The organism is Streptomyces sp. NPDC107521, assembly GCF_055598485.1.
Window position 1 is genome coordinate 120,569 of the sequence record NZ_JBVKAT010000006.1, and the last position, 25,828, is coordinate 146,396.

Here is a 25,828-nt window from a genome sequence, read left to right on the forward strand (position 1 = left end):
AGCCGCTGTGATCAAGGTCGTACGGGGCAACCCGACCCCGGAGGAACTGGCCGCCGCCCTGGCGGTGGTCCGGGCGCGCGCCGCGGCGATGACGGCCGAGCCGCCGACGGTGCCGGGGCCGGGCGACGCGTGGGCGGACCCGGGGCGGATCGCCGCGGCCCGGCTGCCCGCCCCGGGCCCGGCGTCGTGGGCCCGCACGTACTGGCCGGGCTGACGGACACCGGGCGCGGCGCGCCTCCCTGACCGCGTGCCCCGGCGCCCGTTCCCGGTGCCCCGGCCCGCCCGGCCCGGCTGACGGACACCGGACGCCGGACGGGGCCACGGCACTCCCTCGCCCGCCCGGCTCGGGTGCCCGGGCCCCGGCGACCCGGCCGCAGGCGCTCCTCCGCGGCCCTCCCTCTCCGCGCCCCTGGCCCCGCGCGTCCCTCCGCGTCCCTCCCGGACACCCCGAGGTCACCCTCCCCGACACCCCTCCCGGACATCCCGGAGACGCTCCCCGCCGCCTCCCCAGGGGGACTCCACCCCGGGGAGACCCCGTCCCCCGCGCGGAGGGGCACTCCCACAGCGCCCCTGAGGAACCCGTCCGGCCGCCCCCAGGGCGTCCCGCCCCCTCCCCCCCGGGGGCACCCCCGACGGCCCCCCGACGAGCCATCCGGCACCTCCCCTCCGGGAAGCCGGCCATCACCTGCGGGTCCCGTCGTCGTCCCGCTCGCGCCTCCCGTGTGGCGAAGCCCACCCGGGGCCGCGCGCCGCGCTAGGTACCCGTACTCAGGCGCCGTTCCCGCCCCGGCCCCACCCTGGTGGAATGCTGTGGTCCGATCCCGAGAACGAGCCGCCCGAGGAACTCCGCGAGACACAGGTCATGCTGCGGCGGCTGGGGCTCTTCCTGGCGCTGGCGATGGTGCTCGCGATGATCGTGATCGGGGTGCGGTAGGACGCGGAAGGGACCGGGCGCCGCCGCTACGCTGACCCCCATGACCGATCAGCAGCCGCGCCGCCGCCTCGTCCTCGCCTCCCAGTCCCCCGCCCGGCTCGGGCTGCTGCGCCAGGCCGGGCTCGCCCCCGAGGTGCTCGTCAGCGGCGTCGACGAGGAGGCCGTGAGCGCCCCCACACCGGCCGAGCTGGCCCTCGCCCTGGCCAGGGCCAAGGCGTCCGTGGTGGCCGCCCGGCCGGAGGTCTCCGGGGCACTGGTGATCGGCTGCGACTCGGTGCTGGACCTGGACGGACGGCCGCTCGGCAAGCCCGCCGACGCCGAGGAGGCCACCGCCCGCTGGAAGGCGATGCGCGGCCGGGCGGGCACGCTCCAGACCGGTCACTGCGTCTGGGACACCGCCACCGGGCGCCACGCCGCGGCGACCGCGTCCACCGTGGTCCGGTTCGGCGAGCCCACCGACGAGGAGATCGCCGCCTACGTCGCCTCCGGGGAGCCGCTGCACGTCGCCGGGGCCTTCACCCTGGACGGCCGGTCGGCGCCGTTCATCGACGGCATCGAGGGCGACCACGGCAACGTCATCGGCATCAGCCTCCCCCTCGTCCGCCGCCTGCTGGCCGAACTGGGCGTCGGCATCACGGAGTTGTGGGCTCCGGCGGCGGACTGACCGGCGCCGCGCCGTCGCCGGGCGGCCCGGCGGCGTACTCCTTCGGGCCGCCGGGGACGCCGTCCGGGAGGTGGCCGTCGTGGGTCATCAGGAGCAGCACGACGAGCCCGAGGACGACGGTCATCAGGACGAAGGCGCCCGGCCCCACCGGCCCCCAGGCGAGGGCGGCGAGCAGCCCGTGCACCACGGCGGCGCTGACCAGCAGCGCCCGGCCCACGCCGGCGGGCCGGTGCCCGCGCACCGCCACCAGCAGCGCGACCAGCGCGCACAGGGCGAAGTAGAGGCCGAGGACGACGCCGCCGATCTTCGAGGACCGGGACATCAGATCGGGGTCGAGACCGGCCAGGGACATCCGCTGCCGGTCGACCACCACCCCCAGGAACCAGTTCAGCGCCACGACGCCGAGCGCCTCGGCGAAGAGCACGACCGCCACCATCCACGCCACCGGTCTGCGCACCGACACCGGCCCCCGCCCCCTTTCGACCGCCGCCCGCACAGGACGGCTGTTACCCGAAGTACGTCCGCGACATCGCGAACGTTACTAACGGGTAAACCTGGGGACAAGGGGTTCGCGGAGGGCAAAGAATCGTTGGGCCATTCGTAGGGACTCCACAAAGAATCGCGATGGGCCGCAGCGCGCCCTCACAGAGACCTGGCCCGCCCCGGACGGCTAGGGTTTCCCGGGGGAGCCCTGGGTATCGCGGTACGACAAGGGGTTTCGCGGGTCGAGCGGGCCTCGAATCACGCTCCGTGTGGGCAAGCTCACCATTGGGGACGGGTCGATGTGCCGTGTCGGCAGTCCCTAAACTCGGCTTGTTTCAAGGAGGGAGCCTCAATCGTGCGCAAGGTGCTCATCGCCAACCGTGGCGAAATCGCGGTCCGCGTGGCGCGGGCCTGCCGGGACGCGGGGATCGCGAGCGTGGCGGTCTACGCGGACCCGGACCGGGACGCTCTGCATGTGCGTGCCGCCGACGAGGCGTTCGCCCTGGGCGGTGACACTCCCGCCACCAGCTACCTCGACTTCGCCAAGGTGCTGAACGCGGCGAGCGAGTCCGGCGCGGACGCCGTCCACCCCGGCTACGGCTTCCTCTCGGAGAACGCCGAGTTCGCCCAGGCCGTGCTGGACGCCGGTCTCATCTGGATCGGCCCGCCGCCGCAGGCCATCCGCGACCTCGGGGACAAGGTCGCCGCCCGGCACATCGCGCAGCGGGCCGGGGCGCCCCTCGTCGCCGGCACCCCGGACCCGGTGTCCGGCGCGGACGAGGTCGTGGCCTTCGCCGAGGAGCACGGGCTGCCCATCGCGATCAAGGCGGCCTTCGGCGGCGGCGGTCGCGGCCTGAAGGTGGCCAGGACGCTGGAGGAGGTCCCGGAGCTGTACGAGTCGGCGGTGCGCGAGGCCGTCGCGGCCTTCGGGCGCGGCGAGTGCTTCGTGGAGCGCTACCTCGACCGGCCCCGCCACGTGGAGACCCAGTGCCTCGCCGACCGGCACGGCAACGTCGTGGTCGTCTCCACCCGTGACTGCTCCCTCCAGCGCCGCCATCAGAAGCTGGTGGAGGAGGCCCCCGCGCCCTTCCTGTCCGAGGAGCAGACCGCCGAGCTGTACCGGGCGTCGAAGGCGATCCTGAAGGAGGCCGGCTACGTCGGCGCCGGGACCGTCGAGTTCCTCGTCGGCCTGGACGGCACCATCTCCTTCCTGGAGGTCAACACCCGCCTCCAGGTCGAGCACCCGGTCACCGAGGAGGTCGCCGGGATCGACCTGGTCCGGGAGATGTTCCGGATCGCGGACGGCGAGGAACTGGGCTACGGCGACCCGGAGCTGCGCGGCCACTCCTTCGAGTTCCGCATCAACGGCGAGGACCCGGGCCGGAACTTCCTGCCCGCCCCCGGCACCGTCACCCGCTTCGAGGCCCCCACCGGTCCCGGTGTGCGCCTGGACGCGGGGGTGGAGTCCGGCAGTGTCATCGGCCCCGCCTGGGACTCGCTGCTGGCCAAGCTGATCGTCACCGGCCGCACCCGCAAGGAGGCGCTGGAGCGGGCGTCGCGGGCGCTGGCGGAGTTCCGCGTGGAGGGCATGGCCACCGCCATCCCGTTCCACCGCGCCGTGGTCCGGGACCCGGCCTTCGCCCCCGAACTGACCGGCTCCGACAAGCCGTTCACGGTCCACACCCGCTGGATCGAGACCGGTTTCGAGAACACCATCGCACCCTTCACCACCCCCGCCGACGCGGAGGCGGACGAGGAGTCGGGCCGGGAGACGGTGGTCGTCGAGGTCGGCGGCAAGCGGCTGGAGGTCTCGCTGCCCTCCTCGCTCGGCATGTCCCTGGCCCGCACCGGGCTGGCCGCCGGGGCCCGCCCCAAGCGGCGCGCGGCCCGCAAGTCCGGCCCCGCCGTCTCGGGCGACACCCTCGCCTCGCCGATGCAGGGCACCATCGTGAAGATCGCGGTGGAGGAGGGCCAGCAGGTGGAGGAGGGCGACCTGATCGTCGTCCTGGAGGCGATGAAGATGGAGCAGCCCCTCAACGCCCACAAGGCCGGCACCGTCAAGGGCCTGGGCGCCGAGGTCGGCGCGTCCGTCACCTCGGGCGCGGCCATCTGCGAGATCAAGGACTGATCCGGGCACGGAGCACGGGACCGGGGCGCCCGGCGGACCTCGACGGGGTCCGCCGGGCGCCCCGGCCGTCGTGGCGGCACGTCCGTCGCAGCACCCCGGCCTTCGTGACGGGACGCCCGTCTCAGCACCCCGGCCTTCGGGGCGGGACGTCCGTCGTGGCTCCCGCCCGTCCCCACGGGCGGTGGCGGCCACCGTCGGCCCAGGGCGGCCACGGGCCACGACGGCGGCCGGAAGGGACGACCGTACGCCGCCGGGAGCCCCCGGCCGACGGACGGGCCACCACAACACCCCGCGGGGCCACCGCCCTTCATGGAGCGGCCGTACCGGGCGACCGCCCCCGGGGCAGCCCCGCACCGGAGTGCCGTCCCGCCGGAGTGCCGCCGCACCGGGGCACCACCCCGGCGATGGCGGCTCCGCCGCAGGGCGTCAGCGGCGGCGCAGGTCGGCGACGCGCGCCCGCTCGGCGCTCTGCTCGCCCAGGGACGGCGCGGCCCGCAGGCCGGCGGCCGTGCCGGTGACCTGGCGGCGGGGCCCCGGCAGCGGCACGTCGCGGCGCTGCTGGCGGGCGGGGACGGAGTCGCCCCCGGGACCGCCGGACCCCCCGGAACCGCCCGGCGCCCCGGCCACGGCGATCTGCACGCCCTGGTCGGCCAGGGCCTGCAACTCGCTGGCGGCACGGTCGTCGTGGCCGGGCGGCTCGTCGGTGACCAGACGGGTGATGAGATCCGTGGGCACGGTCTGGAACATGGTGTCGGTGCCCAGCTTGGAGTGGTCCGCGAGCACCACCACCTCGGCGGCGGCCTGCACCAGCGCCCGGTCGACGGAGGCCGACAGCATGTTGGACGTGGACAGCCCGCGCTCGGCCGTCAGGCCGCTGCCCGACAGGAAGGCCCTGGACACCCGCAGCCCCTGCAGGGACTGCTCGGCGCCCGAGCCGACCAGGGCGTAGTTGGAGCCCCGCAGGGTGCCGCCGGTCATCACGACCTCGACCCGGTTGGCGTGGGCCAGTGCCTGCGCGACCAGCAGGGAGTTGGTGACGACCGTCAGACCGGGCACCCGGGCGAGCCGGCGGGCCAGCTCCTGCGTGGTGGTCCCGGCGCCCACGACGATGGCCTCGCCCTCTTCCACGAGGCTCGCGGCGAGGTCGGCGATGGCCGTCTTCTCGGCGGTCGCGAGATGCGACTTCTGCGGGAAGCCGGATTCACGGGTGAACCCGCCGGGGAGCACGGCACCGCCGTGCCGGCGGTCGAGGAGTCCTTCTGCCTCCAGTGCGCGCACGTCCCGCCGTACGGTCACTTCGGAGGTCTGGACGACGCGGGCGAGTTCACGGAGCGACACCGCTCCGTTCGCCCGCACCATTTCGAGGATCAATTGGCGACGTTCTGCAGCGAACACGAAACTGACAGTAACCCCAACGACCGTCTGGTTTCAGCAGTATGCACCGAATAACAGAAGTTGTTCGCACGGCAGCACGAGAAGTGGTATAGCGCCTACCCGTGCCGCCTATGCCAACCGCACGCGCCGCGACCGCGCGTGACCGCCGGACGGAGCGCGCCGCCCGGGCGGTCGCCGCCCCCGGAGGTCAGCCCTCGCCGCCGGGCTTCCGGGTGTGCAACTGCCGCGCCACTTCGGCGATCGAGCCCGAGAGGGACGGGTAGACGGTGAAGGTGTTCGCGATCTGCTCGACCGTCAGGTTGTTGTCGACCGCGATCGCGATGGAGTGGATGAGCTCCGAGGCGCGCGGCGCCACGACCACGCCGCCGACCACGATCTCGGTGCCCGGACGGCAGAAGATCTTGACGAAGCCGTCCCGGATGCCCTGCATCTTGGCGCGGGGGTTGCGCAGCAGCGGCAGCTTGACGACGCGGGCGTCGATCCGCCCGGCGTCGATGTCGGCCTGGGTGTAGCCGACGGTGGCGATCTCGGGGTCGGTGAAGACGTTGGCGGAGACGGTCTTGAGGTTCAGCGGGGTGACCGCGTCGCCGAGGAAGTGGTACATGGCGATCCGGCCCTGCATGGCGGCCACCGAGGCGAGCGCGAAGACACCGGTCACGTCACCGGCGGCGTAGACGCCCGGGGCGGAGGTGCGCGAGACGCGGTCGGTCCGGATGTGCCCGGAGTCCTTGAGCCGGACCCCGGCCTCCTCCAGCCCCATGCCCTCGGTGTTGGGGATGGCGCCGACGGCCATCAGGCAGTGCGAGCCGGTGATGACCCGGCCGTCGGAGAGGGTGACCTCGACCCGGTCGCCCACCCGCTTGGCCGACTGGGCGCGGGAGCGCGACATGACGTTCATGCCCCGCCGCCGGAACACGTCCTCCAGGACGGCGGCGGCGTCGGGGTCCTCGCCGGGCAGCACCCGGTCGCGCGAGGAGACCAGGGTGACCCGCGAGCCCAGCGCCTGGTAGGCGCCGGCGAACTCGGCGCCGGTCACACCGGAACCGACGACGATCAGTTCCTCGGGCAGCTCGGTGAGGTCGTAGACCTGGGTCCAGTTGAGGATGCGCTCGCCGTCGGGGCGGGCGTCGGGCACCTCGCGCGGGTGGCCGCCGGTGGCGATGAGGACGGCGTCGGCGGTCAGGGTCTCCTCGCTGCCGTCGGCGGCGCGCACCACGACCTTGCGGGAGCCGTCGAGGGCCTGCATGCCCTCCAGCCGCCCGCGCCCGCGCACGACCCGCGCGCCGGCGCGCGTCACGGAGGCGGTGATGTCGTGCGACTGCGCCAGCGCGAGCCGCTTCACCCTCCGGTTGACCTTGCCCAGGTCCACCCCGACCACCCGGGCGGACCGCTCCAGGGGCGGGGTGTCGTCGGCGACGATGATGCCCAGCTCCTCGTACGAGGAGTCGAAGGTGGTCATCACCTCGGCCGTGGCGATGAGGGTCTTGGACGGGACGCAGTCGGTCAGCACCGACGCCCCGCCCAGACCGTCGCAGTCGACGACGGTCACCTCCGCGCCGAGTTGCGCGGCCACCAGCGCCGCTTCGTATCCGCCGGGTCCGCCACCGATGATCACGATCCGAGTCACGTACTCCATTGTCCCGCACCCTTTGGCGGGCGGCGCCCCCGGGGCACGTCCGTGACCGGAGCGACGCCCGGGACGCTGCCGTACCCTGCCCCCATGTCCCTCTACGCCGCCTACGCCGGCAACCTCGACGCGCGGCTGATGACCCGCCGCGCACCGCACTCGCCGCTGCGTGCCACCGGCTGGCTGAACGGGTGGCGGCTGACGTTCGGGGGCGAGCACATGGGCTGGGAGGGCGCCCTGGCGACGCTGGTGGAGGACCCGCTGTCGCAGGTCTTCGTGGCGCTGTACGACCTCGCGCCGATGGACGAGGAGTCGCTCGACCGCTGGGAGGGCGTGGGCATGGACGTCTACCGGCGCACCCGGGTGCGCGTCCACACCCTCGACGGCGAGGAGGGCGCGTGGACGTACGTCCTGAACGGGTACGAGGGCGGACTGCCCTCGGCGCGCTACCTGGGCGAGGTCGCGGACGCCGCGGAGTCGGCCGGGGCGCCGCACGACTACGTGATGGAACTGCGCAAGCGCCCCTGCTGAGGACCCGCCCCCGGGGAAACGACAAGGCAACGATCCCGGCACCGTTTCCCCCCGTCATCTACGCGCGTAGGCACAAAGCGGCTACTCTCGTCCGCGTGAACGCATCTCTTCTCCCGGACGACATCCAGGGTGACCCCTACGCCGCCGCCGACGCCGCCGCGGCCCGCCTGCGCGAACTCACCGGCGCCGAGACCCACGACGTCGCCCTCGTGATGGGCTCCGGCTGGGCACCGGCGGCGGACGCGCTGGGCGCCCCCGAGGCCGATCTCCAGGTCACCGACCTGCCCGGCTTCCCGAAGCCGGCGGTGGAGGGACACGGCGGCCGGGTCCGCTCGTACGCCATCGGCGACCGGCGGGCGCTGGTCTTCCTCGGCCGCACCCACTACTACGAGGGCCACGGGGTGGCCCCCGTCGCCCACGGGGTGCGCACCGCGGTCGCGGCGGGCGCCAAGACGATCGTCCTGACCAACGGCTGCGGCGGGCTGCGCGAGGGCATGCGCCCCGGCCAGCCGGTCCTGATCAGCGACCACATCAACCTGACCGCGACGTCGCCCATCGTGGGCGCCAACTTCGTCGACCTCACGGACCTGTACTCGCCGCGGCTGCGGGCGCTGTGCAAGGAGGTCGACGCCTCGCTGGAGGAGGGCGTCTACGCCCAGTTCCCGGGGCCGCACTACGAGACCCCGGCGGAGATCCGGATGGCCCGGGTCATCGGCGCGGACCTGGTCGGCATGTCGACGGTGCTGGAGGCGATCGCCGCGCGGGAGGCCGGGGCGGAGGTGCTGGGCATCTCGCTGGTGACCAACCTGGCGGCGGGCATGACGGGCGAGCCGCTGAACCACGAGGAGGTCCTCCAGGCGGGCCGCGACTCGGCGACCCGCATGGGCACCCTCCTGACCAGAGTCCTCTCCCGCCTGTAACGCCCCCCCGGGGCCCACTCCCCCGCCGAACCACCGCCCCCGAGAACCACGGCACGGGACCGGCACCCGGCCAGAACGACCAAGGCCAAGGAACCGGCCCCGAGGGCAACACGGACATGGCCCCCGCACCCGGGGAGATGAGCCGGAACCGGCAGAGGAGAGTGGGCGGGAGCCCGCACCGGCGCACGGCGGGAACCCGACGGAGAAAAGGCGCACGGGCACCCGCACATGCCGAGAGCCGGAAAAAGGAGCCCGCAGCCGCGCACGGCGGAACCCGGCGGAGGAGAGTGGGCGGGTACCCGCAGCCGCGCACGGCGGGAAGGGGACGGGGCGGGGGTGGCCGCCCGCAGAGGTTGGCGCGTCAACAGAGTGCGCCTCATCGCCACCCGATTCCGCGCCGTTCCGAGGACGACCACCCCCGCCCCGGCCCCAACCCCCCACCAGGACAGGGCGCAGCACAAACCCCCACCAACCGAAAGCTGCGCCGCAGGCACCCCGACCCACCCACGGAAACAGACCACCCCAGGCACAGCCCCCACCCACGGAAACAGGCCGCCGCAGGCACCCCCCGCACAGACCCCACCCGCACACAGCGACGACCGCCACGGACACGCCCCCACCCACGGCCGCCGGCAGGCGAACCGCACCGACACACGGACGAGACGAGAGGCTGACCCACCGTGCACGACGACTCCGACCTCCTCGCACGGGCCCGGACCTGGCTGGCCGAGGACCCCGACCCGGACACCCGCGAGGAACTCACCCGCCTCATCGTCGCCGAGGACCGCGCCGCCCTGGCCGCCCGCTTCGCCGGCACCCTCCAGTTCGGCACCGCCGGCCTCCGGGGCGAACTCGGCGCGGGCCCCCTGCGCATGAACCGCGCGGTCGTCATCCGCGCCGCCGCCGGCCTCGCCGCGTACCTGAGGGTCGAGGGCCACACCGACGGCCTCGTCGTCATCGGCTACGACGCCCGCCACCGCTCCCACGACTTCGCCCTCGACACCGCGTCCGTGATGACCGGCGCCGGCCTCCGCGCGGCCGTGCTCCCCCGCCCCCTCCCCACCCCCGTCCTCGCCTTCGCCATCCGCCACCTCGGAGCCTGCGCCGGCGTGGAGGTCACCGCCAGCCACAACCCGCCCCGGGACAACGGCTACAAGGTCTACCTGGGCGACGGCTCCCAGATCGTCCCCCCGGCCGACACCGGCATCGCCGCCGCGATCGAGGCCGTGGGCGCCCTGCGGGACGTCCCCCGCCCGGACTCCGGCTGGGACACGCTGGACGACTCCGTCCTGGACGCCTATCTGGCCCGCACGGACGCCGTCCTCGCCCCGGACTCGCCCCGCACCGCGAGGACGGTCTACACGGCGATGCACGGCGTCGGCCGGGACACCCTGCTCGCCGCGTTCGCACGGGCCGGCTTCCCGGAGCCGGTGCTGGTCGCCGAGCAGGCGGAGCCGGACCCGGACTTCCCCACGGTGGCCTTCCCCAACCCGGAGGAGCCCGGCGCGATGGACCTGGCGTTCGCGACGGCGGACGGCGCGGACCCGGACCTGATCATCGCCAACGACCCGGACGCCGACCGCTGCGCCGTGGCGGTCCGGAACCGCACGGCCACGGACACCGGCACGGACGCGGACACGGCGCCCCCCGCCCCCTGGCGGATGCTCCGCGGCGACGAGGTGGGCGCGCTGCTCGCCGCCCATCTGGCGGCACGCGGCGCGCGGGGCGTGTTCGCGGAGTCGATCGTGTCGTCGTCGCTCCTGGGCCGCATCGCGGAGAAGGCGGGCGTCCCCCACGTGGAGACGCTGACCGGCTTCAAGTGGATCGCCCGCGTGGACGGCATCCGCTACGGCTACGAGGAGGCGCTCGGCTACTGCGTCGACCCCGACGGGGTGCGGGACAAGGACGGGATCACGGCGGCGCTGCTGGTCACCGAGCTGGCGTCGGTGCTGAAGGAGGAGGGCCGCACACTCCTCGACCTCCTGGACGACCTGGCCGTGGAGCACGGCCTGCACGCCACGGACCAGTTGTCGGTGCGCGTGGAGGACCTGTCGGTCATCGCCGCCGCGATGCGCAGGCTGCGCGGGGCGCCGCCGGAGCGGCTGGCGGGCCTGGTGGTGACGGCGGCGGAGGACCTGACGCGGGGCACGGACACGCTGCCGCCGACCGACGGGCTGCGGTACACGCTGGACGGCGCGCGGGTGATCGTCCGCCCGAGCGGCACGGAGCCCAAGCTGAAGTGCTACCTGGAGGTGGTCGTGCCGGTCGGGGACCGCGCGGGACTCCCGGCGGCCCGGGCGCGGGCGGAGTCCCTGCTGGAGGCCCTGAAGCGCGACCTGTCGGAGGCGGCGGGCATCTGACGGGGACGGTGTCACCCCTGGGGGGGGACCCCTCGGGGGTGAGCCAGGGCCCCCGGTCGGCGCACCGCCGGGACCAGAGCACCGCCTCCCGGCCGGGGGCACCCCCTCGGGGGTGAGGCCGGGGCCCGGGCCAGGCACCGCCAGGAACCCCCGGGGACCGCCAGTAAGCCAGGAGCTCAGGAGCGGAGCGAAGCCTCCCGGCCGGGGTCACCCCTGGGGGCGACGCCCCGGCCCGGACGGACGCCCCCGGGCCTCCCGGGCCCCCGGGGACGAGGCCCGGGGCGCAGGTCCCCGGACAGTCCCCCGCGCCCCGGCTCCTCCCCGGGATCCCCGCCGCCCGGGACCGTCAGCCCAGCCCCAGCAGCACCGCCAGGGCCACCGCCCCCACGACGGCCGGAGCGATGATCTCGTAGGCCCAGTGGGCGGACACCTCGCCCTGAGAGGTGTCGGCCTCGCCCCGGGCCTCCCACAGCGCGCGCAGGTCGTCCATGACCTGGTCGGTGTCGGCCCGCACGGGCCCGTCGGGGACGCCGCCCCCGGCCAGGCCGCCGAAGCCGCCGCCGCGCCGACCGCGGGGGGCGGCGCCGGAGAGCCGCCGCTCCTCGTGCCGGGCGGCCTTCTTGCGGCCCCGCAGCGAGACGGGGACGGCCCAGAGCTGGTACTTGGCGCCGGACCCGGTCACGACCTCGTTGGAGTAACCGGAGCGCAGCGAGGCGACCTCGCCCCAGGGCACGGTGATGACCCGGAGGGGGTTGCGGACGCGCAGCCGGTCGTCGTCGGCGTGGACCGCGGGCCGCAGGGTGAAGGCGACGACCAGCGGGACGAGCAGGAGCATGGCCGCCACTGCCACCCAGGGGGTGTGCCCGTCGCCCGCGACGATGGCGTCGATGCCGAGCCAGATGATGAGGACGAGCAGCAGGACGCCGCCGACGATGCCCATGGGCGAGCGGTAGACCCGGTCCTTGGACACGGGGAGCGGCGACTGCGACTGGGGGTCCGGGGTGGTCATGCTGCCGATTGTGCACGACCCCGCGCGCGGCCCCCGCACCCGCACCACCGGGGAGCGCCCGCCGCGCCCCCGAGCCGCACCGCCCCCGGGACGCCCCCGGATCCGGCCCCCGACACCCCGGAACACCCCGGACCGGCCTCCCGGGGGACCCGGAACACCCCGAGCCGACACCTCCGGGGAGCCCCGGAGGCACCCCGGACCGACACCACGGGGAACCCCGGAAGCACCCCCGAGCCGACGCCTCCGGGGAATCCCGGACCACCCCGAACGACCCCCGGGGGCGAAGCCCGAACCGCGCCGATCCACCCGCACCGGTCCGCCCCCGCGCCCCATGCCCCGAGCCCCACCCGGACACCAGGAACCCCACCCCCGGCCCCCGCAGCCGTCCCGGCCCCGGCTCATCCCCGCTCCGCTCCCCCCACCACCCCGCACCACCCCCCGAACGCCCCCGGCGACCCCGTCTCGGGGCTGTACAGCCGCTACGCGCGTAGATATGCTCGCCTGGTGACCATGCCCACCACTGATCCCGCCGCACCCGCCGCCCCGGCCGCTCCCCCCGCCAACGCCGCCTCCGGCCACGGACTCACGGACGTCACCGCGTCCGACGGCACGCTGCGCCGCTTCCTGCACGGGCTGCCCGGCGTCGACCCGGTCGGCCTGGAGGCGCGCGCCGCCTCGCTCGGCACCCGGTCCATCAAGACCACCGCGAAGGCGTACGCCCTCGACCTGGCGATCTCGATGGTCGACCTGACGACGCTGGAGGGCGCCGACACCCCCGGCAAGGTCCGGTCGCTCGGGGCCAAGGCCGTGCGCCCCGACCCGACGGACCGCTCGGCCCCCTCCGCGGCGGCCGTCTGCGTCTACCCCGACATGGTGCCCACGGCGAAGGAGGCCGTCGCCGGCTCCGGCGTGCGGGTCGCCTCGGTCGCCACCGCGTTCCCCGCCGGCCGCGCCTCGCCGGCCGTGAAGCTGGCCGACGTGCGCGAGGCGGTCGCCGCGGGCGCCGACGAGGTCGACATGGTCATCGACCGGGGGGCGTTCCTCTCGGGCCGCTATCTGAAGGTGTACGAGGAGATCACCGCCGTGCGGGAGGCATGCGGGACGGCCGCCCGGCTGAAGGTCATCTTCGAGACGGGCGAGCTGTCGACGTACGACAACATCCGCCGCGCGAGCTGGCTCGGCATGCTGGCGGGCGCGGACTTCATCAAGACCTCGACCGGCAAGGTCGCGGTCAACGCGACCCCGGCCAACACCCTGCTGATGCTGGAGGCGGTCCGCGACTTCCGCACCCGTACGGGGGTACGGGTCGGGGTGAAGCCGGCCGGCGGCATCCGGACCGCGAAGGACGCCGTCAAGTTCCTGGTGCTGGTCAACGAGACGGCGGGCGAGGACTGGCTGGACGCCCACTGGTTCCGCTTCGGCGCCTCCTCGCTCCTGAACGACCTGCTGATGCAGCGGCAGAAGCTGGCCACCGGCCGCTACTCCGGCCCCGACTACGTGACGGTGGACTGATCACCATGACCATGGACAAGCGGTCCTCCGCATTCGCGTACGCGCCGGCCCCGGAGTCGCGCGCGATCGTCGACATCGCCCCCTCCTACGGCCTGTTCATCGACGGCGAGTTCACCGAGGCGTCCGACGGCAGGGTCTTCAAGACCGTCTCCCCGGCGACGGAGGAGGTGCTCTCCGAGATCGCCGAGGCGTCCGAGGCGGACGTCGACCGGGCGGTGCGGGCCGCCCGCGCGGCGTTCGGGACGTGGTCGGCGCTGCCGGGCCGGGAGCGGGCGAAGTACCTGTTCCGCATCGCCCGGATCATCCAGGAGCGCAGCCGCGAGCTGGCCGTGCTGGAGACCCTGGACAACGGCAAGCCGATCCGGGAGACCCGGGACGTGGACCTCCCGCTGGTCGCGGCGCACTTCTTCTACTACGCGGGCTGGGCCGACAAGCTCGGCCACGCCGGTTTCGGCCCCGATCCGCGTCCGCTGGGCGTGGCCGGCCAGGTCATCCCGTGGAACTTCCCGCTGATGATGCTGGCGTGGAAGATCGCGCCCGCGCTGGCGACGGGCAACACGGTGGTGCTGAAGCCCGCCGAGACGACCTCGCTGACCGCCCTGTTCTTCGCGGACATCTGCCGCACGGCGGGGCTGCCGAAGGGGGTCGTCAACATCGTGACGGGCGCCGGGGCCACCGGTGCCGCGCTGGCCGCCCACCCGGACGTGGACAAGGTCGCGTTCACAGGCTCCACGGCCGTCGGCAAGCGGATCGCGCGCACGGTCGCGGGCACCCGCAAGCGGCTGACGCTGGAGCTGGGCGGCAAGGGCGCCAACATCGTCTTCGACGACGCCCCGCTCGACCAGGCCGTCGAGGGCGTCGTCAACGGCGTCTTCTTCAACCAGGGCCACGTCTGCTGCGCGGGCAGCCGCCTGCTGGTCCAGGAGTCGGTCCACGACGAGTTCCTGGACGCCCTCAAGCGCCGTCTGTCGACGCTGCGGGTCGGCGATCCGCTGGACAAGAACACCGACCTGGGCGCGATCAACTCCGCCGCGCAGCTCGCCCGGATCACCGAGCTGGCGGAGCGGGGCGAGGAGGAGGGCGCCGAGCGCTGGTCGCCCCCGTGCGAACTGCCGGACAGCGGCTACTGGTTCGCCCCGACGCTGTTCACCGGCGTCACCCAGGCGCACACGGTCGCCCGGGACGAGATCTTCGGCCCGGTCCTGTCCGTGCTGACGTTCCGCACGCCGGACGAGGCGGTCGCCAAGGCCAACAACACCCCGTACGGGCTGTCGGCGGGCATCTGGACGGAGAAGGGCTCGCGCATGCTGGCGGTCGCCGGGAAGCTGCGCGCGGGCGTGATCTGGTCCAACACGTTCAACAAGTTCGACCCGGCCTCGCCGTTCGGCGGCTACAAGGAGTCGGGTTTCGGCCGCGAGGGCGGTCGCCACGGCCTGGAGGCGTACCTCGATGTCTGACCCGCGACTGAGTGTCCTCAAGACCTACAAGCTGTACGTCGGCGGGAAGTTCCCGCGTTCCGAGAGCGGCCGGGTGTACGAGGTGTCTGACGCCAGAGGCAACTGGTCGGCCAACGCCCCGCGGTCCTCCCGCAAGGACGCCCGCGACGCGGTCGTGGCCGCGCGCAGGGCGTTCGGCGGCTGGTCCGGCGCGACGGCGTACAACCGGGGCCAGGTCCTCTACCGGGTGGCGGAGATGCTGGAGGACCGCCGCGACCAGTACGTCCGCGAGGTGGCACGGGCGGAGGGGCTGTCGAAGTCCCGGGCGGGCGAGCAGGTGGACGCGGCGGTGGACCGCTGGGTCTGGTACGCGGGCTGGACGGACAAGATCGCCCAGGTGGTGGGCGGCGCCAACCCGGTCGCGGGCCCGTACTTCAACCTGTCCTCGCCCGAGCCGACGGGCGTGGTCGCGGTCCTCGCGCCGCAGGAGTCCTCGCTGCTGGGCCTGGTCTCGGTGCTGGCGCCGGTGATCGCCACGGGCAACACGGCGGTCCTGGTGGCGTCGGAGCGGGCGCCGCTGCCCGCCCTGTCGCTGGGCGAGGTACTGGCCACCTCCGACGTCCCCGGCGGCGTGGTCAACATCCTGTCCGGCCGCACGGCGGAGATCGCGGCGCCGCTCGCCGCGCACCAGGACGTCAACGCGATCGACCTCGCGGGCGCCGGTGCGGAGCTGGCCGAGGAGCTGGAGACGGCGGCGGCGGACAACCTCAAGCGGGTGCTGCGTCCACAGCCTGTGGACGACTGGGCCGCCATGCCGGGCACGGAGCGCATGACCGCGTTCCTGGAGACCAAGACGGTCTGGCACCCGACGGGCGCCCTCGGCGCCTCGGGCTCGTCCTACTGACGCGCGCGGCGGGGCGGCCCGGCGCTCCGGCCGCCCCGGCCACCCCGGGCCGCGCCCTCCTCGCCGGGAGGGCGCGGCCCGGGGGCGCGTGGTGACGCCTCAGCGCAGCAGCCCCGCCACCTGGCCCACCACCGGGATGCCGCCGAGCGACTGGGCCTGGGCCACCGGGCCGGTCAGGGCGGTGGAGGTCAGCGGCTGGAAGTCGGCGATCTGGGTGCCGACGCCGTTGTCCAGCGGGTCGACGCCGGTGCCGGCCAGTGGGTTGGGCTTCAGGTCGGCGACGGGCCCGGTGACGTAGCCGACGGTGCCGGCCAGTGCCTCGACACCGGCCTGCGGGTCGATGTCGCCCACCGAGGTGGGGCGGGTGTGGGCGAGCCCGGCGAGGGTCTCTCCGCTGTCCGCGGAGGCCGTCGCCGCACCGGCGGCGAGGGCCGCGCCGGCGGTCGCGAGGGCGATCAGGACGCGCTGGGCGTGCGGGGAGCGGGGGGACGCGTGTCGGGCCATCACTTGCCACCTCTTGCTGCGGGGTTGCTACGGACTGCCGTGTCAACGCCGCGGACGGTGATCAGGTCACCGCGGCAGGTCGCCGGGGGTGTGACGCGCGCTTCACTGCCGCTCCCGGGGCTCGTACGGCGGCCGTCCGATGCCCCAGACTGGTGACCCGTGAACCCCCGACCACCCATACCGGCCCGCGTCGTGCTGCTCTGCGGCCCCTCGGGCTCCGGCAAGTCCCTGCTGGCCGCGGACTCCGGCCTGCCGGTGCTGCGGCTCGACGACTTCTACAAGGAGGGCACCGACCCCACCCTGCCGCTGGTGGCCGGATGTTCCGACATCGACTGGGACCACCCGGACTCCTGGGACGCGGACGCCGCCCTCGACGCGATCACCGGGCTGTGCCGCACGGGGCGGACGGAGGTGCCGGTGTACGACATCTCGCTCAGCGCCCGCACCGGTGGGGCGGGGCTCGACATCGGCCGGAGCCCGTTGTTCCTGGCGGAGGGCATCTTCGCGGCGGAGATCGTGGCCCGCTGCCGGGAGGCGGGGATCCTGGCGGACGCGCTGTGCCTGAGCCGGGGGCCGCTGACGACCTTCCGCCGCCGGTTCGCGCGGGATCTGCGGGAGGGCCGCAAGTCGGTGCCGTTCCTGCTGCGGCGCGGCTGGCGGCTGATGCGCCGGGAGCGGTCGATCATCGCCCGTCAGACGGCGCTGGGCGCCCACGCCTGCGACCGCGCCGAGGCCCTGACCCGGCTGGCCGAGGCGGACCGGACGGCGACGGCGGACACGGCCGCGTAGCGACGGGGCGGGCAGGGCGCGGCCGGGCGGGCGCGGCGGGCGGCGCCGCGGACCGGGCGGTGACGGGACGGCGCCGGACGGCGGCCGGGTCGAACAGGGCATCGGCGCGCGCGGCGGAGCCGCACGCCCCCTTGGGTTCCGCACGCCCCCGTGCACCACGACGCGCCCCGGCCGGGCGGTACGACGCCCCGCTGGGCACCGCGCACGCGGAAGCGGGACTGGATGGACCCCCCGGCCCTCCAGTCCCGCTTCTTCTGTGCTCCCCCGTGTCCCCCCCCTTGCTTCCCCCCTGTTTCTCCCCCGTGATTTCCCCCGTGCTTCCCCCGGGATCCTCTTCCCCCGTGTCCCCCGGGTTCTCCCCCGTGGTGCTTCCCCATGAGTAGGAGTCCGGGCCACCCCCCGTGATACACCCGGATCCCACTTTTTTTCCGCGGGTCCCTCCCCCGGTCCCCGCGGACCCCCCTGGGGTCCCACCGGCCTTCAGGCGACCAGTTCGCCGAAGGCGTCCTCCCGGTCACGGCCGAGGCTGAGCACCTCGTCGCCGCGCAGCCGGCGGAGCGACCGCCAGATGCTGGACTTCACCGTGCCGACGCTGATGCCGAGGATGTCCGCGATCTCCGGGTCCGTGCGGCCCTCGTAGTAGCGCAGGACCAGCATGGTGCGCTGGAGTTCGGGCAGCCGGGCGAGCGCCTGCCACAGGACGGCGCGCAGTTCGGTGCCGCGCATGGCGTCCGTGTCGCCGGGCGTCTCCGGCAGTTCCTCGGTCGGGTACTCGTTGAGCTTGCGCCGCCGCCAGGCGCTGATGTGCAGGTTGGTCATCGTGCGGCGGAGGTATCCGCCGACGGCGGCCTTGTCGCTGATCCGCTCCCACGCCCGGTAGGTCGAGAACAGCGCACTCTGCAGCAGGTCCTCGGCCTCGAACCGGTCCCCCGTGAGGTGGTAGGCGGTGGCGTACAGGGAGGCGCGGCGCTCCTGGACGTAGGCGGTGAACTCCGCCTCCGCCGGCGAGCGCCGGTCCCCCGTGACCTCCCCGTACGCCGTGCCCCCGGGCGTCTCCACCCGCTCCCCCGGGCGGGTGTCCACCACCGTCATGCGGGTGGTGTGCTGGCGTCCGGCGGCGCGGGCGCAGCCCCGGGCTCCCCCGCGCTCGTAGGCGCTCACCCGGGAGGACCCCCCGTCGGCCCCGGGCTTCTCCGGCCCCCGGTGCCCGTGCACGTCGTGCAGACGCGTGACCACTGCGCTGGTGCTGGTGCCCTTCAGCGTGTTCATCTCGCGCCCCCCGTCGTGGACTGTCCGGTGCCGGCTTCCGCCGCTGTGCCGCGCCGTCCGGCGTTCCCGCGCCGTCCGGTGCCCGTACTGCCTGTGCCGCACCGTCTCCGGTGCCCGTGCCGTCCGCACCGCTGTGGTGCGTGTGCCGCTCTGTTGCCTGTGCCGAGAAGCTTGCCGGGGCCACTTCATGGCCGTGTCCGCCGACTGTCACAGGCCTGTCACAGGGCCTCCGCACGACAGCCTCACCTTTTCTTCACAGGGCCCGGCCCTCCCTCGGGCCCGTTCCCGGCCCGCGGGTCGAACACCGGCCGGTTCATGGGCCAGAATGAGCCCGTGCCTTCCCTGTTGCTGATCGAGGACGACGACGCCATCCGTACGGCCCTGGAGCTCTCCCTGACCCGCCAGGGACACCGTGTGGCCACCGCTGCCAGCGGCGAGGACGGTCTGAAGCTGCTGCGTGAGCAGCGCCCGGATCTGATCGTGCTGGACGTGATGCTGCCCGGCATCGACGGGTTCGAGGTGTGCCGGCGCATCCGGCGCACGGACCAGCTTCCGATCATCCTGCTCACCGCGCGCAACGACGACATCGACGTGGTCGTCGGGCTGGAGTCGGGCGCCGACGACTACGTCGTCAAGCCCGTACAGGGGCGCGTCCTGGACGCGCGCATCCGGGCGGTGCTGCGCCGCGGCGAGCGCGAGTCCAACGACGCGGCGACCTTCGGCAGCCTGGTCATCGACCGGTCCGCGATGACCGTCACCAAGAACGGCGAGGACCTCCAGCTCACCCCGACCGAGCTGCGGCTGCTGCTGGAGCTGAGCCGCCGTCCCGGACAGGCGCTGTCCCGGCAGCAGTTGCTGCGGCTGGTGTGGGAGCACGACTACCTCGGGGACTCCCGGCTGGTGGACGCGTGCGTGCAGCGGCTGCGCGCCAAGGTCGAGGACGTGCCGTCGTCCCCGACCCTGATCCGTACCGTGCGCGGTGTCGGCTACCGGCTGGACCCGCCTCAGTGATACGGAGGAACCGGGAGGGGGCGCACGGCTGGGCGGACGCGCGCAAGGGGTTCCGTTCGCGGCTGCGCCTGACCAGCCTGCGGCTCCGGCTGGTCGTCGTCTTCGGGCTGGTCGCCCTGACCGCGGCCGTCTCCGCGTCCGGCATCGCCTACTGGCTGAACCGCGAGGCGGTGCTGACCCGCACCCAGGACGCGGTGCTGCGCGACTTCGAGCAGGAGATGCAGAACCGGGCGGGCTCGCTGCCCGAGCACCCGACCCAGGACGAGCTTCAGCACACGGCCGGGCAGATGACCAGCGGCGGACAGCGGTTCGGGGTGCTGCTCGTCGCCGAGGACGCCACCGGCCGCACCGTCTACGGCAGTTCGGGCGGGCTCGGCGGCTTCGCGCTGGCCGACGTGCCCAGGTCGCTGCGGGACGCGGTGAACAAGGAGCAGAAGGTCACCTCGTCCGACAGGTCGCCCTACCGGCTGTACTGGCAGCGGATCACCGACGACGGCACGCCCTATCTGGTGGCGGGCGCCCGGGTGATCGGCGGCGGACCGACCGGCTACATGCTCAAGTCGCTGGAGCCGGAGGCGAAGGACCTCAACTCGCTGGCCTGGTCGCTGGGGATCGCCACCGGTCTGGCGCTGGTCGGCTCGGCGCTGCTGGCGCAGGCGCTGGCGACGACCGTGCTCAAGCCGGTGCACCGGCTCGGGGTCGCGGCCCGGCGGCTGGGCGAGGGCAGGCTCGACACCCGGCTGCGCGTCTCCGGCACAGACGAACTGGCCGACCTGTCCCGGACCTTCAACAGCGCCGCGGAGGCCCTGGAGAAGCGGGTGGCGGACATGGCGGGGCGGGAGGCGGCCTCGCGGCGCTTCGTGGCCGACATGAGCCACGAGCTGAGGACCCCGCTGACGGCTATCACCGCCGTCACCGAGGTCCTGGAGGAGGAGCTGGAGTTCGAGGGCGGCGGTTTCGACCCGATGATCGAGCCCGCCGTGCGGCTGGTGGTGAGCGAGACCCGGCGGCTGAACGACCTGGTGGAGAACCTGATGGAGGTCACCCGCTTCGACGCGGGCACCGCCCGGCTGGTCCTGGACGACGTGGACGTCGCCGACCAGATCACCGCCTGCATCGACGCCCGCGCCTGGCTGGACGCGGTCGAACTGGACGCGGAGCGGGGCATCCACGCCCGGCTCGACCCGCGCCGCCTGGACGTCGTCCTGGCCAACCTGATCGGCAACGCCCTCAAGCACGGCGGCTCGCCGGTGCGGGTGTCGGTGACCCGGGCGGACCACGAGGTCGTCATCCGGGTCCGGGACCAGGGCCCGGGCATCCCCGAGGACGTCCTGCCGCACGTCTTCGACCGCTTCTACAAGGCGAGCGCCTCCCGGCCGCGCTCCGAGGGCAGCGGGCTCGGCCTGTCCATCGCCCTGGAGAACGCGCACATCCACGGCGGCGAGATCACCGCCGAGAACTCCCCCGGGGGCGGTGCGGTGTTCACGCTGCGGCTGCCGCAGGACGCCTCGGAGCCGGACGAGGAGGACACCGCCGGGGACGGCGCGGACGGCGCGGGCGGGGACGAGGGCAAGGACGCGGAGGGACGGGCCCGATGACCGTACGCCGTCTGCCGGTGCTCGCGGGGCTCGCGCTGGCCGTGCTGCTCTCCGGGTGCGGCATCCGCGCCACGGAGGTGCCCACGGACTACGGCGCCGCGCCCTCCCGGGTGCGCTGCTCGCTCACCGAGCCCGACGTGTCGGCCGGGTCCGGGCCGGGGATTCCGGTAAGGGTGCTGCTGCTGTGCGGCTCCTCGCTGGTGACGGTGGACCGGACGGTGCGCGTGCCGGACGGCGCGGCGGACTCGGCGCGGCGGACCCTGGTGGCCCGGGGGCTGCTGGGGCAGCTGATGGAGCCGCCGTCGGCCGCCGAGAAGGAGGCGGGGTTCACCACGGACGTGCGCGCGGGGACGACGGTCGCCGGGCCCCGCCGGGACGATCCCGAGGACACCCTGCGCCTGGGCACCGCGCCCGGGGACCTCACCTCCTACGCCCTCGCCCAGATCGTCTGCACCTTCTCCGAGTCGGCCGCGGCCCAGGGCGACGGCGCGGTCATCCTCGGCGGGCCGGGCGGGGAACCGCCCCGCCGCTACACCTGCACGGACGAGGTACGGGCCCGGCCGGGCTCCAACGAACCGCCGTCGCACCCCGCCCGGGGCGGATGAACGGAGCCCGCCGGGACCCCCGCCCCGCGGGTGGTCCGGGCGGCGGGGCGGTCCGTTCGGCATCGCGGTCCGGCCGGCGGGGCGATCCGGCGGAGGCCGGAGGCCGGAGACCGGGAGCGACCGGCGGGAGCGCGACGCCGGTCCGGGGCGGGCACGGATGCGGTCCCTGTCCGGGACCGGATACGGGCCGGGACAGGGCCAGGACCAGGACCAGGACCAGCACCGGGTAGGGACCTCGACCGGGACCGGGTGGAGTCGCGTACGCGTCCGTACCGGGGACCGGGCCGGTACCGGGCCGGGCGGCCGGGGGCGCGCGGGGTTCGCGGACGCCGGGCGCGCGGCGGGAGCGGGCCGGAGCCCCGGCGTGCGCCTCCGTCCCGTCGAGCGCCTCCCCGGGGCTCCCGGACCCCGGAGGCCGTGTCCCGCCGTGTGGCGCAGGACTCAGTCCCGGGGCGCGCGCGACCGGAACCACGCCCGCCGGGGGCGGCGTCTAGGGGGGCGTGCAGCGTGAATGGTTCACCGGCGGCGGCGCCGCGTTCCGCATCCGTGCGACGGGCAGCGCCCTGCTGGTCGCGCACCTCGCGCTCGTCGCCTGGTTCACGCTGCGGCCCCGGGACGTGCCCTGGGTCCCGCCGCCCAACCTGCACCCCTTCGCCACCATCCGCGCCGACCTGGCCGCGGGCTGGCCGTCGGCGGCCCGCTCGATCGGCGGGGGGCTGGTCCCGCTGGCGCCGCTGGGCGTGCTGCTGCCGGTGGTGAGCGGACGGCTGGCCGTCTCGCCCCTGATGTCGCTGCTGCGCACCACGGCCGCGGGCGCCCTGCTGGCGCTGGGGGTCGAACTGCTGCGGACGGGGGTGCCGGGCCAGGTGGTGGACGTGGACTCGGCGCTGCTGGCCACCCTCGGCGTGGCGCTCGCGCACCTCGCCCTGGTCCCCGCGGGACGGGCCCGGCTGCGCCGCTGGTCCGAGCAGGAGCGGGAGCGTGCCCGCGCGGTGCGCCGGGAGGAGCGGCCTCAGGGTCGTACCCCGAGGATTCCCAGGGTCGGGATCGCCCCGTAGAGCGAGGTTCACGGCGACTCGTCCCCTTAGCGTGGAAAGCAGTCGAGGAGCGGCCGTCCGGCCGCCCCCACCGCCCGCTCTCCCGAAGGAGTCGCGATGTCCCTCCCCGCGCGTCCCACCCGAGGCCGTGTCATCGGCGGCGTGTGCGCCGGGCTGGCCAGGCGCTTCGGCACCTCGTCGACCACGATGCGGGTGCTGTTCGTGGCCTCCTGCCTGCTGCCCGGCCCCCAGTTCGTGCTCTACCTGGCCCTGTGGTTCCTGATGCCCTCGCAGGAGGAGGCGTCCCGCACGGCCTGGTGACCGCCGCCGGGCCGTGGCGGACGGCGGACGGCGCCCGGTGCGGCGGGGCCGCGCGCGCCGCGGCCCCGGCGCGCACACCAGGGGCGCATCCGGTGGTCCGGATGCGCCCCTGGTGTCCGCGGGGGTGCGGCTCAGCCGATCGGCAGGCCGTTCACCGGGAGCCCGTGGGTCGGCAGCCCCTGGGCCGGCAGGCCGCCGAGCAGACCCGCGACGGGCTTGGTCGGACCGCTGGAGAGCTGCTCGTCGACGAGCTGCTGGACGACCGGCTGCGCGGCGGTCAGCCCCGTGCCGGAGATGCGGCGGCCCTGCTCCAGCACCCTGCCCGCGCCGGGGACCGCCTGGGAGACGGTCTCGGCGGGGAGGGTCCGGGCGACGGAGTCCACCGTGCGGGCGGTGTCGGGCAGCTCCGGGGCCGCGTTGGCCGCGCCCGCGCCGGCGGCGGCGAAGGCGACACCGAGGGCGGCGACGCCGAGGGTCTTGGCAGCAGACTGCTTCATGGAATGCGTCCTCGAAATGGGATGACGGGAAGGTCAGCGGGGCCCGACCGTAAACAGGCGGCACCGCCCACCGCAAACATCGAATTCCGCCGGAAGGCGAATGTCCAGCACCGCTTTTCGGCCTCCCCCTCCCCCGCCCGGCCCAGGCGGTTCCCATCACCGCTGGTGGCAGCGGCCTTTCGAGAGCGGCATTCGGACTTCAGTTCTGCGGAGCCCGAAGTGATCACGCCATTGATCACGACGAACCGTTCATCGAAAGGAATGAATGCTGATTTCATCGCATTGACGGAGAACCCCGTGGCCCCGTCGACGGCCCGGCAAAGGGCGCGGACGGGGTGCCCGCGTTCCCGGTCCGGGGCGGCGGCCCGGGCCGCGCCGGGCGGTGGCGGGCCCGCCCCGGCGGCGGCGCGGTGGACACGGGCGGGGATATGTAACGGTCGCTGCGAGCGAGGGTCCCGTATCCCGCGTTTCTGCCACTGTTCTGTCATGGCACAGCAAGCGATGCCGGTCCGGCAGGCCCGGCTGGGGCGAACGCTCGGTCCGGAGGGCCGCGCGGTCAGCGGTGTGGTCCTGCTGCTCCCCGCCGGGGACGAGGTGTCCGACCGCAGGCCCTCCCCCCTGCTGGGGGCCGCCTCGGTGCGCGCGCTGGGACGCGGGCTGGCGCGCGCCGGGCGCGGCGAGGGGCTGGCCGCGCATGTCGTGCGCTACCGCAGCCGCGGCTGGAACGGCGCCGGGGCGCATCTCGCGCGGGACGCCGAGTGGGCCGCCGAGGAGGCGGTGCGCCGCTACGGCGACGTCCCGGTCTGCCTGGCCGGGGTCGGCATGGGCGGACGGGCCGCCCTGCGCGCGGCGGGGCACGAGGCGGTCACCGCGGTGCTGGCCCTCGCCCCCTGGCTGCCCGACGAGGACGTGGCCGCGCCGCCCGAGCCGGTGAAGCAGCTCGTGGGGCGGCATGTGCTGATCGTGCACGGCACCAACGACCGGCGCAGCGACCCGGAGCTGTCGTTCCGGCTGGCGGCGCGCGCGAAGAAGGCGAACCGGAACGTGTGCCGGTTCGAAGTGCACTCCGACGGGCACGCGTTGCGCGACTACCGGGAGGAAGTGGTCTCGCTGGCCGAGGACTTCGTCCTGGGCGTGCTGTTCGGGCAGTCCTTCTCGCGGCCGGTGGAGGACGCGCTGGCCGCGCCGCCGCCGCTCGGTCTGCGGATGCCGCTGGCCGCGGGGTTCGGGAAGTCGCTGCGGCGCCGGTAGGCCCGGGGCCGACGGCGGGACGGACCCCGCCCCCGGCCGCGCACCGCCCCCGCGCCCCGGCCCGCCGCGCCCCCGCGTCACCCCGGCAGCAGGTGCCCGCGCCGGGACAGCAGGAACCGTTTGAACGCGGCCACCGGGGGCGTGTCCGAACGCCCCGCCAGCCAGGCCACGCCGATCTCCCGGGCCGCGCGCGGCGCGGTGACCGTCAGCTCCACCACACCGGGGCGGGGCACGGCGGGCGGCGGCAGCAGCGCCACCCCGAGACCGGCCGCCACCAGTCCGCGCAGCGTCTCCGCCTCCTCCCCCTCGAAGGCCACCCGGGGCCGGAAGCCGGCCTCCTTGCACAGGGCGTCGGTGATGCGCCGCAGCCCGTAGCCGGGCTCCAGGGTCACGAAGGTCTCCTCGGCGGCCTCCGCGAGGCGGATCCGCCGCCGCCCGGCCAGCCGGTGGTCACCGGGCACCACCAGGCGCAGCTTCTGCTCGTCGAGGCGGCGGGCGACCAGATCGGGCGCGTCCGGCACCGGGGAGGTCAGGCAGAGGTCCAGCTCCCCCGCGCGCAGCCGCTCCAGCATGGCCTCGCCGTAGTTCTGGACGAGGCTGAAGCGGACCCGGGGGTGGTCGGCGCGGAAGGCGTGCAGCAGTCCGGGGACGGTCTCGGCGCCCATGGTGTGCAGGAAGCCGAAGGCGACCTTGCCGGTGGCCGGGTCGGCGTCGGCCCGGACCTCCTCGACGGCGCGCTCGACCTCCGCGAGGGCGCGTTCCACGGAGCCGAGGAAGGTGCGTCCGGCGACGGTCAGGGCGAGGGTGCGCCCGCGGCGGACGAACAGGTCGGCGCCGAGGTCGGCCTCCAGGCGGACGAGGGCTCGGGACAGGGTCGACTGGGGGACGTCCATCTCCCGTGCGGCGCGGGTCACATGCTCGGTGCGGGCGACCCCGGCGAAGTGGGCGAGGCGCGGCGCGAGCAGCGTCACGATGTCTTCCGTGTCACCGGACGGTGACATCCGGGCCGCTGATCTCGGCTGATGCGTCATGGGAACGATTAT

25 protein-coding genes are annotated in these 25,828 nt (G+C 74.8%); 17 read left to right on the forward strand and 8 right to left on the reverse strand.

Annotation, left to right across the window (positions count from 1 at the left end):
* Positions 1-7 precede the first annotated feature (7 nt).
* The 3 genes from ACZ7LB_RS11745 to ACZ7LB_RS11755 all read left to right on the forward strand — a co-directional run bounded on the left by ACZ7LB_RS11745 (position 8) and on the right by ACZ7LB_RS11755 (position 1,598).
* Complete coding sequence (locus ACZ7LB_RS11745; protein WP_471467326.1) at positions 8-214, forward strand: acyl-CoA carboxylase epsilon subunit; 207 nt, start codon at positions 8-10, stop codon at positions 212-214.
* 591 nt (positions 215-805) lie between these two features.
* Positions 806-934, forward strand: coding sequence for a morphogenic membrane protein MmpB (gene mmpB / locus ACZ7LB_RS11750; protein ID WP_265293717.1), 129 nt, complete (start codon positions 806-808; stop codon positions 932-934).
* A 40-nt stretch (positions 935-974) separates the two neighbouring features.
* Positions 975-1,598: a Maf family protein gene (locus ACZ7LB_RS11755; protein WP_471467328.1), complete on the forward strand. Its 624-nt coding sequence runs from the start codon at positions 975-977 to the stop codon at positions 1,596-1,598.
* Here ACZ7LB_RS11755 and ACZ7LB_RS11760 read toward each other — a convergent pair.
* Positions 1,567-2,034: a hypothetical protein gene (locus ACZ7LB_RS11760; RefSeq protein ID WP_471467617.1), complete on the reverse strand. Its 468-nt coding sequence runs from the start codon at positions 2,032-2,034 to the stop codon at positions 1,567-1,569. The two genes, ACZ7LB_RS11755 and ACZ7LB_RS11760, sit on opposite strands and share 32 nt — an antisense overlap.
* Before the next feature lie 402 nt (positions 2,035-2,436).
* Here ACZ7LB_RS11760 and ACZ7LB_RS11765 point away from each other — a divergent pair, with 402 nt between their 5' ends.
* Complete coding sequence (locus tag ACZ7LB_RS11765) at positions 2,437-4,209, forward strand: acetyl/propionyl/methylcrotonyl-CoA carboxylase subunit alpha (protein WP_471467329.1); 1,773 nt, start codon at positions 2,437-2,439, stop codon at positions 4,207-4,209.
* 426 nt (positions 4,210-4,635) lie between these two features.
* Here the strand turns inward: ACZ7LB_RS11765 and ACZ7LB_RS11770 are convergent, their stop codons facing one another.
* Both ACZ7LB_RS11770 and ACZ7LB_RS11775 read right to left on the reverse strand, forming a co-directional pair.
* On the reverse strand, positions 4,636-5,604 hold the full coding sequence (locus ACZ7LB_RS11770; protein WP_471467331.1) for a DeoR/GlpR family DNA-binding transcription regulator: 969 nt from the start codon (positions 5,602-5,604) through the stop codon (positions 4,636-4,638).
* Positions 5,605-5,791: 187 nt separating this feature from the next.
* Positions 5,792-7,240 (reverse strand): NAD(P)H-quinone dehydrogenase, encoded by a 1,449-nt coding sequence (locus ACZ7LB_RS11775; RefSeq protein WP_471467333.1) that lies wholly within the window; start codon positions 7,238-7,240, stop codon positions 5,792-5,794.
* An 84-nt stretch (positions 7,241-7,324) separates the two neighbouring features.
* On the opposite strand from ACZ7LB_RS11775, the gene ACZ7LB_RS11780 reads away from it, so the two are divergent.
* The 3 genes from ACZ7LB_RS11780 (at position 7,325) to ACZ7LB_RS11790 (ending at position 11,042) form a co-directional block, all read left to right on the forward strand.
* Positions 7,325-7,762: a gamma-glutamylcyclotransferase family protein gene (locus ACZ7LB_RS11780; protein WP_161229342.1), complete on the forward strand. Its 438-nt coding sequence runs from the start codon at positions 7,325-7,327 to the stop codon at positions 7,760-7,762.
* Between the two features lie 95 nt (positions 7,763-7,857).
* Positions 7,858-8,682 (forward strand): purine-nucleoside phosphorylase, encoded by an 825-nt coding sequence (locus ACZ7LB_RS11785; protein WP_471467335.1) that lies wholly within the window; start codon positions 7,858-7,860, stop codon positions 8,680-8,682.
* A 680-nt stretch (positions 8,683-9,362) separates the two neighbouring features.
* A complete protein-coding gene (locus ACZ7LB_RS11790; protein WP_471467337.1) occupies positions 9,363-11,042 on the forward strand; it encodes a phospho-sugar mutase in 1,680 nt (559 codons plus the stop codon).
* Positions 11,043-11,388: 346 nt separating this feature from the next.
* On the opposite strand, the gene ACZ7LB_RS11795 is transcribed toward ACZ7LB_RS11790, so the two are convergent.
* Complete coding sequence (locus ACZ7LB_RS11795) at positions 11,389-12,051, reverse strand: PH domain-containing protein (protein WP_471467338.1); 663 nt, start codon at positions 12,049-12,051, stop codon at positions 11,389-11,391.
* Between the two features lie 510 nt (positions 12,052-12,561).
* On the opposite strand from ACZ7LB_RS11795, the gene deoC reads away from it, so the two are divergent.
* The 3 genes from deoC to ACZ7LB_RS11810 are packed head-to-tail and all read left to right on the forward strand — an operon-like array spanning position 12,562 to position 15,903.
* Complete coding sequence (deoC, locus tag ACZ7LB_RS11800) at positions 12,562-13,563, forward strand: deoxyribose-phosphate aldolase (RefSeq protein WP_471467618.1); 1,002 nt, start codon at positions 12,562-12,564, stop codon at positions 13,561-13,563.
* Between the two features lie 11 nt (positions 13,564-13,574).
* The gene (locus tag ACZ7LB_RS11805; RefSeq protein WP_471467619.1) at positions 13,575-15,020 is read left to right on the forward strand and encodes an aldehyde dehydrogenase family protein; all 1,446 of its coding nucleotides are present in this window, start codon (positions 13,575-13,577) and stop codon (positions 15,018-15,020) included.
* A complete protein-coding gene (locus ACZ7LB_RS11810; RefSeq protein ID WP_471467339.1) occupies positions 15,013-15,903 on the forward strand; it encodes an aldehyde dehydrogenase family protein in 891 nt (296 codons plus the stop codon). Before ACZ7LB_RS11805 ends, ACZ7LB_RS11810 begins: the two co-directional genes overlap by 8 nt.
* A gap of 99 nt (positions 15,904-16,002) precedes the next feature.
* On the opposite strand, the gene ACZ7LB_RS11815 is transcribed toward ACZ7LB_RS11810, so the two are convergent.
* Positions 16,003-16,407 carry a hypothetical protein gene (locus ACZ7LB_RS11815; RefSeq protein WP_471467340.1) on the reverse strand — a complete coding sequence of 135 codons (405 nt, stop codon included), beginning with the start codon at positions 16,405-16,407 and terminating at the stop codon, positions 16,003-16,005.
* Between the two features lie 159 nt (positions 16,408-16,566).
* Here ACZ7LB_RS11815 and ACZ7LB_RS11820 point away from each other — a divergent pair, with 159 nt between their 5' ends.
* Positions 16,567-17,196, forward strand: coding sequence for a uridine kinase (locus tag ACZ7LB_RS11820; protein WP_471467341.1), 630 nt, complete (start codon positions 16,567-16,569; stop codon positions 17,194-17,196).
* Between the two features lie 480 nt (positions 17,197-17,676).
* Here the strand turns inward: ACZ7LB_RS11820 and ACZ7LB_RS11825 are convergent, their stop codons facing one another.
* Entirely contained in the window at positions 17,677-18,465 is a 789-nt protein-coding gene (locus ACZ7LB_RS11825) for a SigE family RNA polymerase sigma factor (protein WP_471467342.1), read from the reverse strand.
* Positions 18,466-18,798: 333 nt separating this feature from the next.
* Here ACZ7LB_RS11825 and afsQ1 point away from each other — a divergent pair, with 333 nt between their 5' ends.
* The 5 genes from afsQ1 (at position 18,799) to ACZ7LB_RS11850 (ending at position 23,037) form a co-directional block, all read left to right on the forward strand.
* Positions 18,799-19,476 carry a two-component system response regulator AfsQ1 gene (afsQ1, locus tag ACZ7LB_RS11830; RefSeq protein ID WP_158101933.1) on the forward strand — a complete coding sequence of 226 codons (678 nt, stop codon included), beginning with the start codon at positions 18,799-18,801 and terminating at the stop codon, positions 19,474-19,476.
* Positions 19,374-21,074: an ATP-binding protein gene (locus ACZ7LB_RS11835; protein WP_471467343.1), complete on the forward strand. Its 1,701-nt coding sequence runs from the start codon at positions 19,374-19,376 to the stop codon at positions 21,072-21,074. The genes afsQ1 and ACZ7LB_RS11835 overlap by 103 nt, the downstream gene beginning before the upstream one ends.
* The gene (locus ACZ7LB_RS11840) at positions 21,071-21,679 is read left to right on the forward strand and encodes a hypothetical protein (protein ID WP_471467344.1); all 609 of its coding nucleotides are present in this window, start codon (positions 21,071-21,073) and stop codon (positions 21,677-21,679) included. Before ACZ7LB_RS11835 ends, ACZ7LB_RS11840 begins: the two co-directional genes overlap by 4 nt.
* A gap of 500 nt (positions 21,680-22,179) precedes the next feature.
* Positions 22,180-22,737, forward strand: coding sequence for a VanZ family protein (locus tag ACZ7LB_RS11845; protein WP_471467346.1), 558 nt, complete (start codon positions 22,180-22,182; stop codon positions 22,735-22,737).
* Positions 22,738-22,833: 96 nt separating this feature from the next.
* Complete coding sequence (locus tag ACZ7LB_RS11850; protein ID WP_161229352.1) at positions 22,834-23,037, forward strand: PspC domain-containing protein; 204 nt, start codon at positions 22,834-22,836, stop codon at positions 23,035-23,037.
* Between the two features lie 131 nt (positions 23,038-23,168).
* Here ACZ7LB_RS11850 and ACZ7LB_RS11855 read toward each other — a convergent pair whose 3' ends face one another.
* On the reverse strand, positions 23,169-23,534 hold the full coding sequence (locus tag ACZ7LB_RS11855) for an ATP-binding protein (RefSeq protein WP_161229353.1): 366 nt from the start codon (positions 23,532-23,534) through the stop codon (positions 23,169-23,171).
* A gap of 486 nt (positions 23,535-24,020) precedes the next feature.
* On the opposite strand from ACZ7LB_RS11855, the gene ACZ7LB_RS11860 reads away from it, so the two are divergent.
* On the forward strand, positions 24,021-24,785 hold the full coding sequence (locus tag ACZ7LB_RS11860) for an alpha/beta hydrolase (protein WP_471467348.1): 765 nt from the start codon (positions 24,021-24,023) through the stop codon (positions 24,783-24,785).
* 77 nt (positions 24,786-24,862) lie between these two features.
* Here ACZ7LB_RS11860 and ACZ7LB_RS11865 read toward each other — a convergent pair whose 3' ends face one another.
* Positions 24,863-25,816 (reverse strand): LysR family transcriptional regulator, encoded by a 954-nt coding sequence (locus ACZ7LB_RS11865; protein ID WP_471467350.1) that lies wholly within the window; start codon positions 25,814-25,816, stop codon positions 24,863-24,865.
* Between the last annotated feature and the right edge of the window lie 12 nt (positions 25,817-25,828).

Excerpts from the sequence above, each read along its gene's own strand:
- ACZ7LB_RS11805 (WP_471467619.1), top strand. The coding sequence starts at position 13,575 with ATGGACAAGCGGTCCTCCGCATTCGCGTACGCGCCGGCCCCGGAGTCG.
- mmpB (WP_265293717.1), top strand. The coding sequence starts at position 806 with ATGCTGTGGTCCGATCCCGAGAACGAGCCGCCCGAGGAACTCCGCGAG.
- ACZ7LB_RS11865 (WP_471467350.1), bottom strand. The coding sequence starts at position 25,816 with ATGACGCATCAGCCGAGATCAGCGGCCCGGATGTCACCGTCCGGTGAC.
- ACZ7LB_RS11810 (WP_471467339.1), top strand. The coding sequence starts at position 15,013 with ATGTCTGACCCGCGACTGAGTGTCCTCAAGACCTACAAGCTGTACGTC.
- ACZ7LB_RS11780 (WP_161229342.1), top strand. The coding sequence starts at position 7,325 with ATGTCCCTCTACGCCGCCTACGCCGGCAACCTCGACGCGCGGCTGATG.
- ACZ7LB_RS11815 (WP_471467340.1), bottom strand. The coding sequence starts at position 16,407 with ATGGCCCGACACGCGTCCCCCCGCTCCCCGCACGCCCAGCGCGTCCTG.
- ACZ7LB_RS11760 (WP_471467617.1), bottom strand. The coding sequence starts at position 2,034 with ATGGTGGCGGTCGTGCTCTTCGCCGAGGCGCTCGGCGTCGTGGCGCTG.
- deoC (WP_471467618.1), top strand. The coding sequence starts at position 12,562 with ATGCCCACCACTGATCCCGCCGCACCCGCCGCCCCGGCCGCTCCCCCC.
- ACZ7LB_RS11755 (WP_471467328.1), top strand. The coding sequence starts at position 975 with ATGACCGATCAGCAGCCGCGCCGCCGCCTCGTCCTCGCCTCCCAGTCC.
- ACZ7LB_RS11855 (WP_161229353.1), bottom strand. The coding sequence starts at position 23,534 with ATGAAGCAGTCTGCTGCCAAGACCCTCGGCGTCGCCGCCCTCGGTGTC.
- ACZ7LB_RS11825 (WP_471467342.1), bottom strand. The coding sequence starts at position 18,465 with ATGAACACGCTGAAGGGCACCAGCACCAGCGCAGTGGTCACGCGTCTG.
- ACZ7LB_RS11775 (WP_471467333.1), bottom strand. The coding sequence starts at position 7,240 with ATGGAGTACGTGACTCGGATCGTGATCATCGGTGGCGGACCCGGCGGA.
- ACZ7LB_RS11840 (WP_471467344.1), top strand. The coding sequence starts at position 21,071 with ATGACCGTACGCCGTCTGCCGGTGCTCGCGGGGCTCGCGCTGGCCGTG.
- ACZ7LB_RS11860 (WP_471467348.1), top strand. The coding sequence starts at position 24,021 with ATGGCACAGCAAGCGATGCCGGTCCGGCAGGCCCGGCTGGGGCGAACG.
- ACZ7LB_RS11795 (WP_471467338.1), bottom strand. The coding sequence starts at position 12,051 with ATGACCACCCCGGACCCCCAGTCGCAGTCGCCGCTCCCCGTGTCCAAG.
- ACZ7LB_RS11850 (WP_161229352.1), top strand. The coding sequence starts at position 22,834 with ATGTCCCTCCCCGCGCGTCCCACCCGAGGCCGTGTCATCGGCGGCGTG.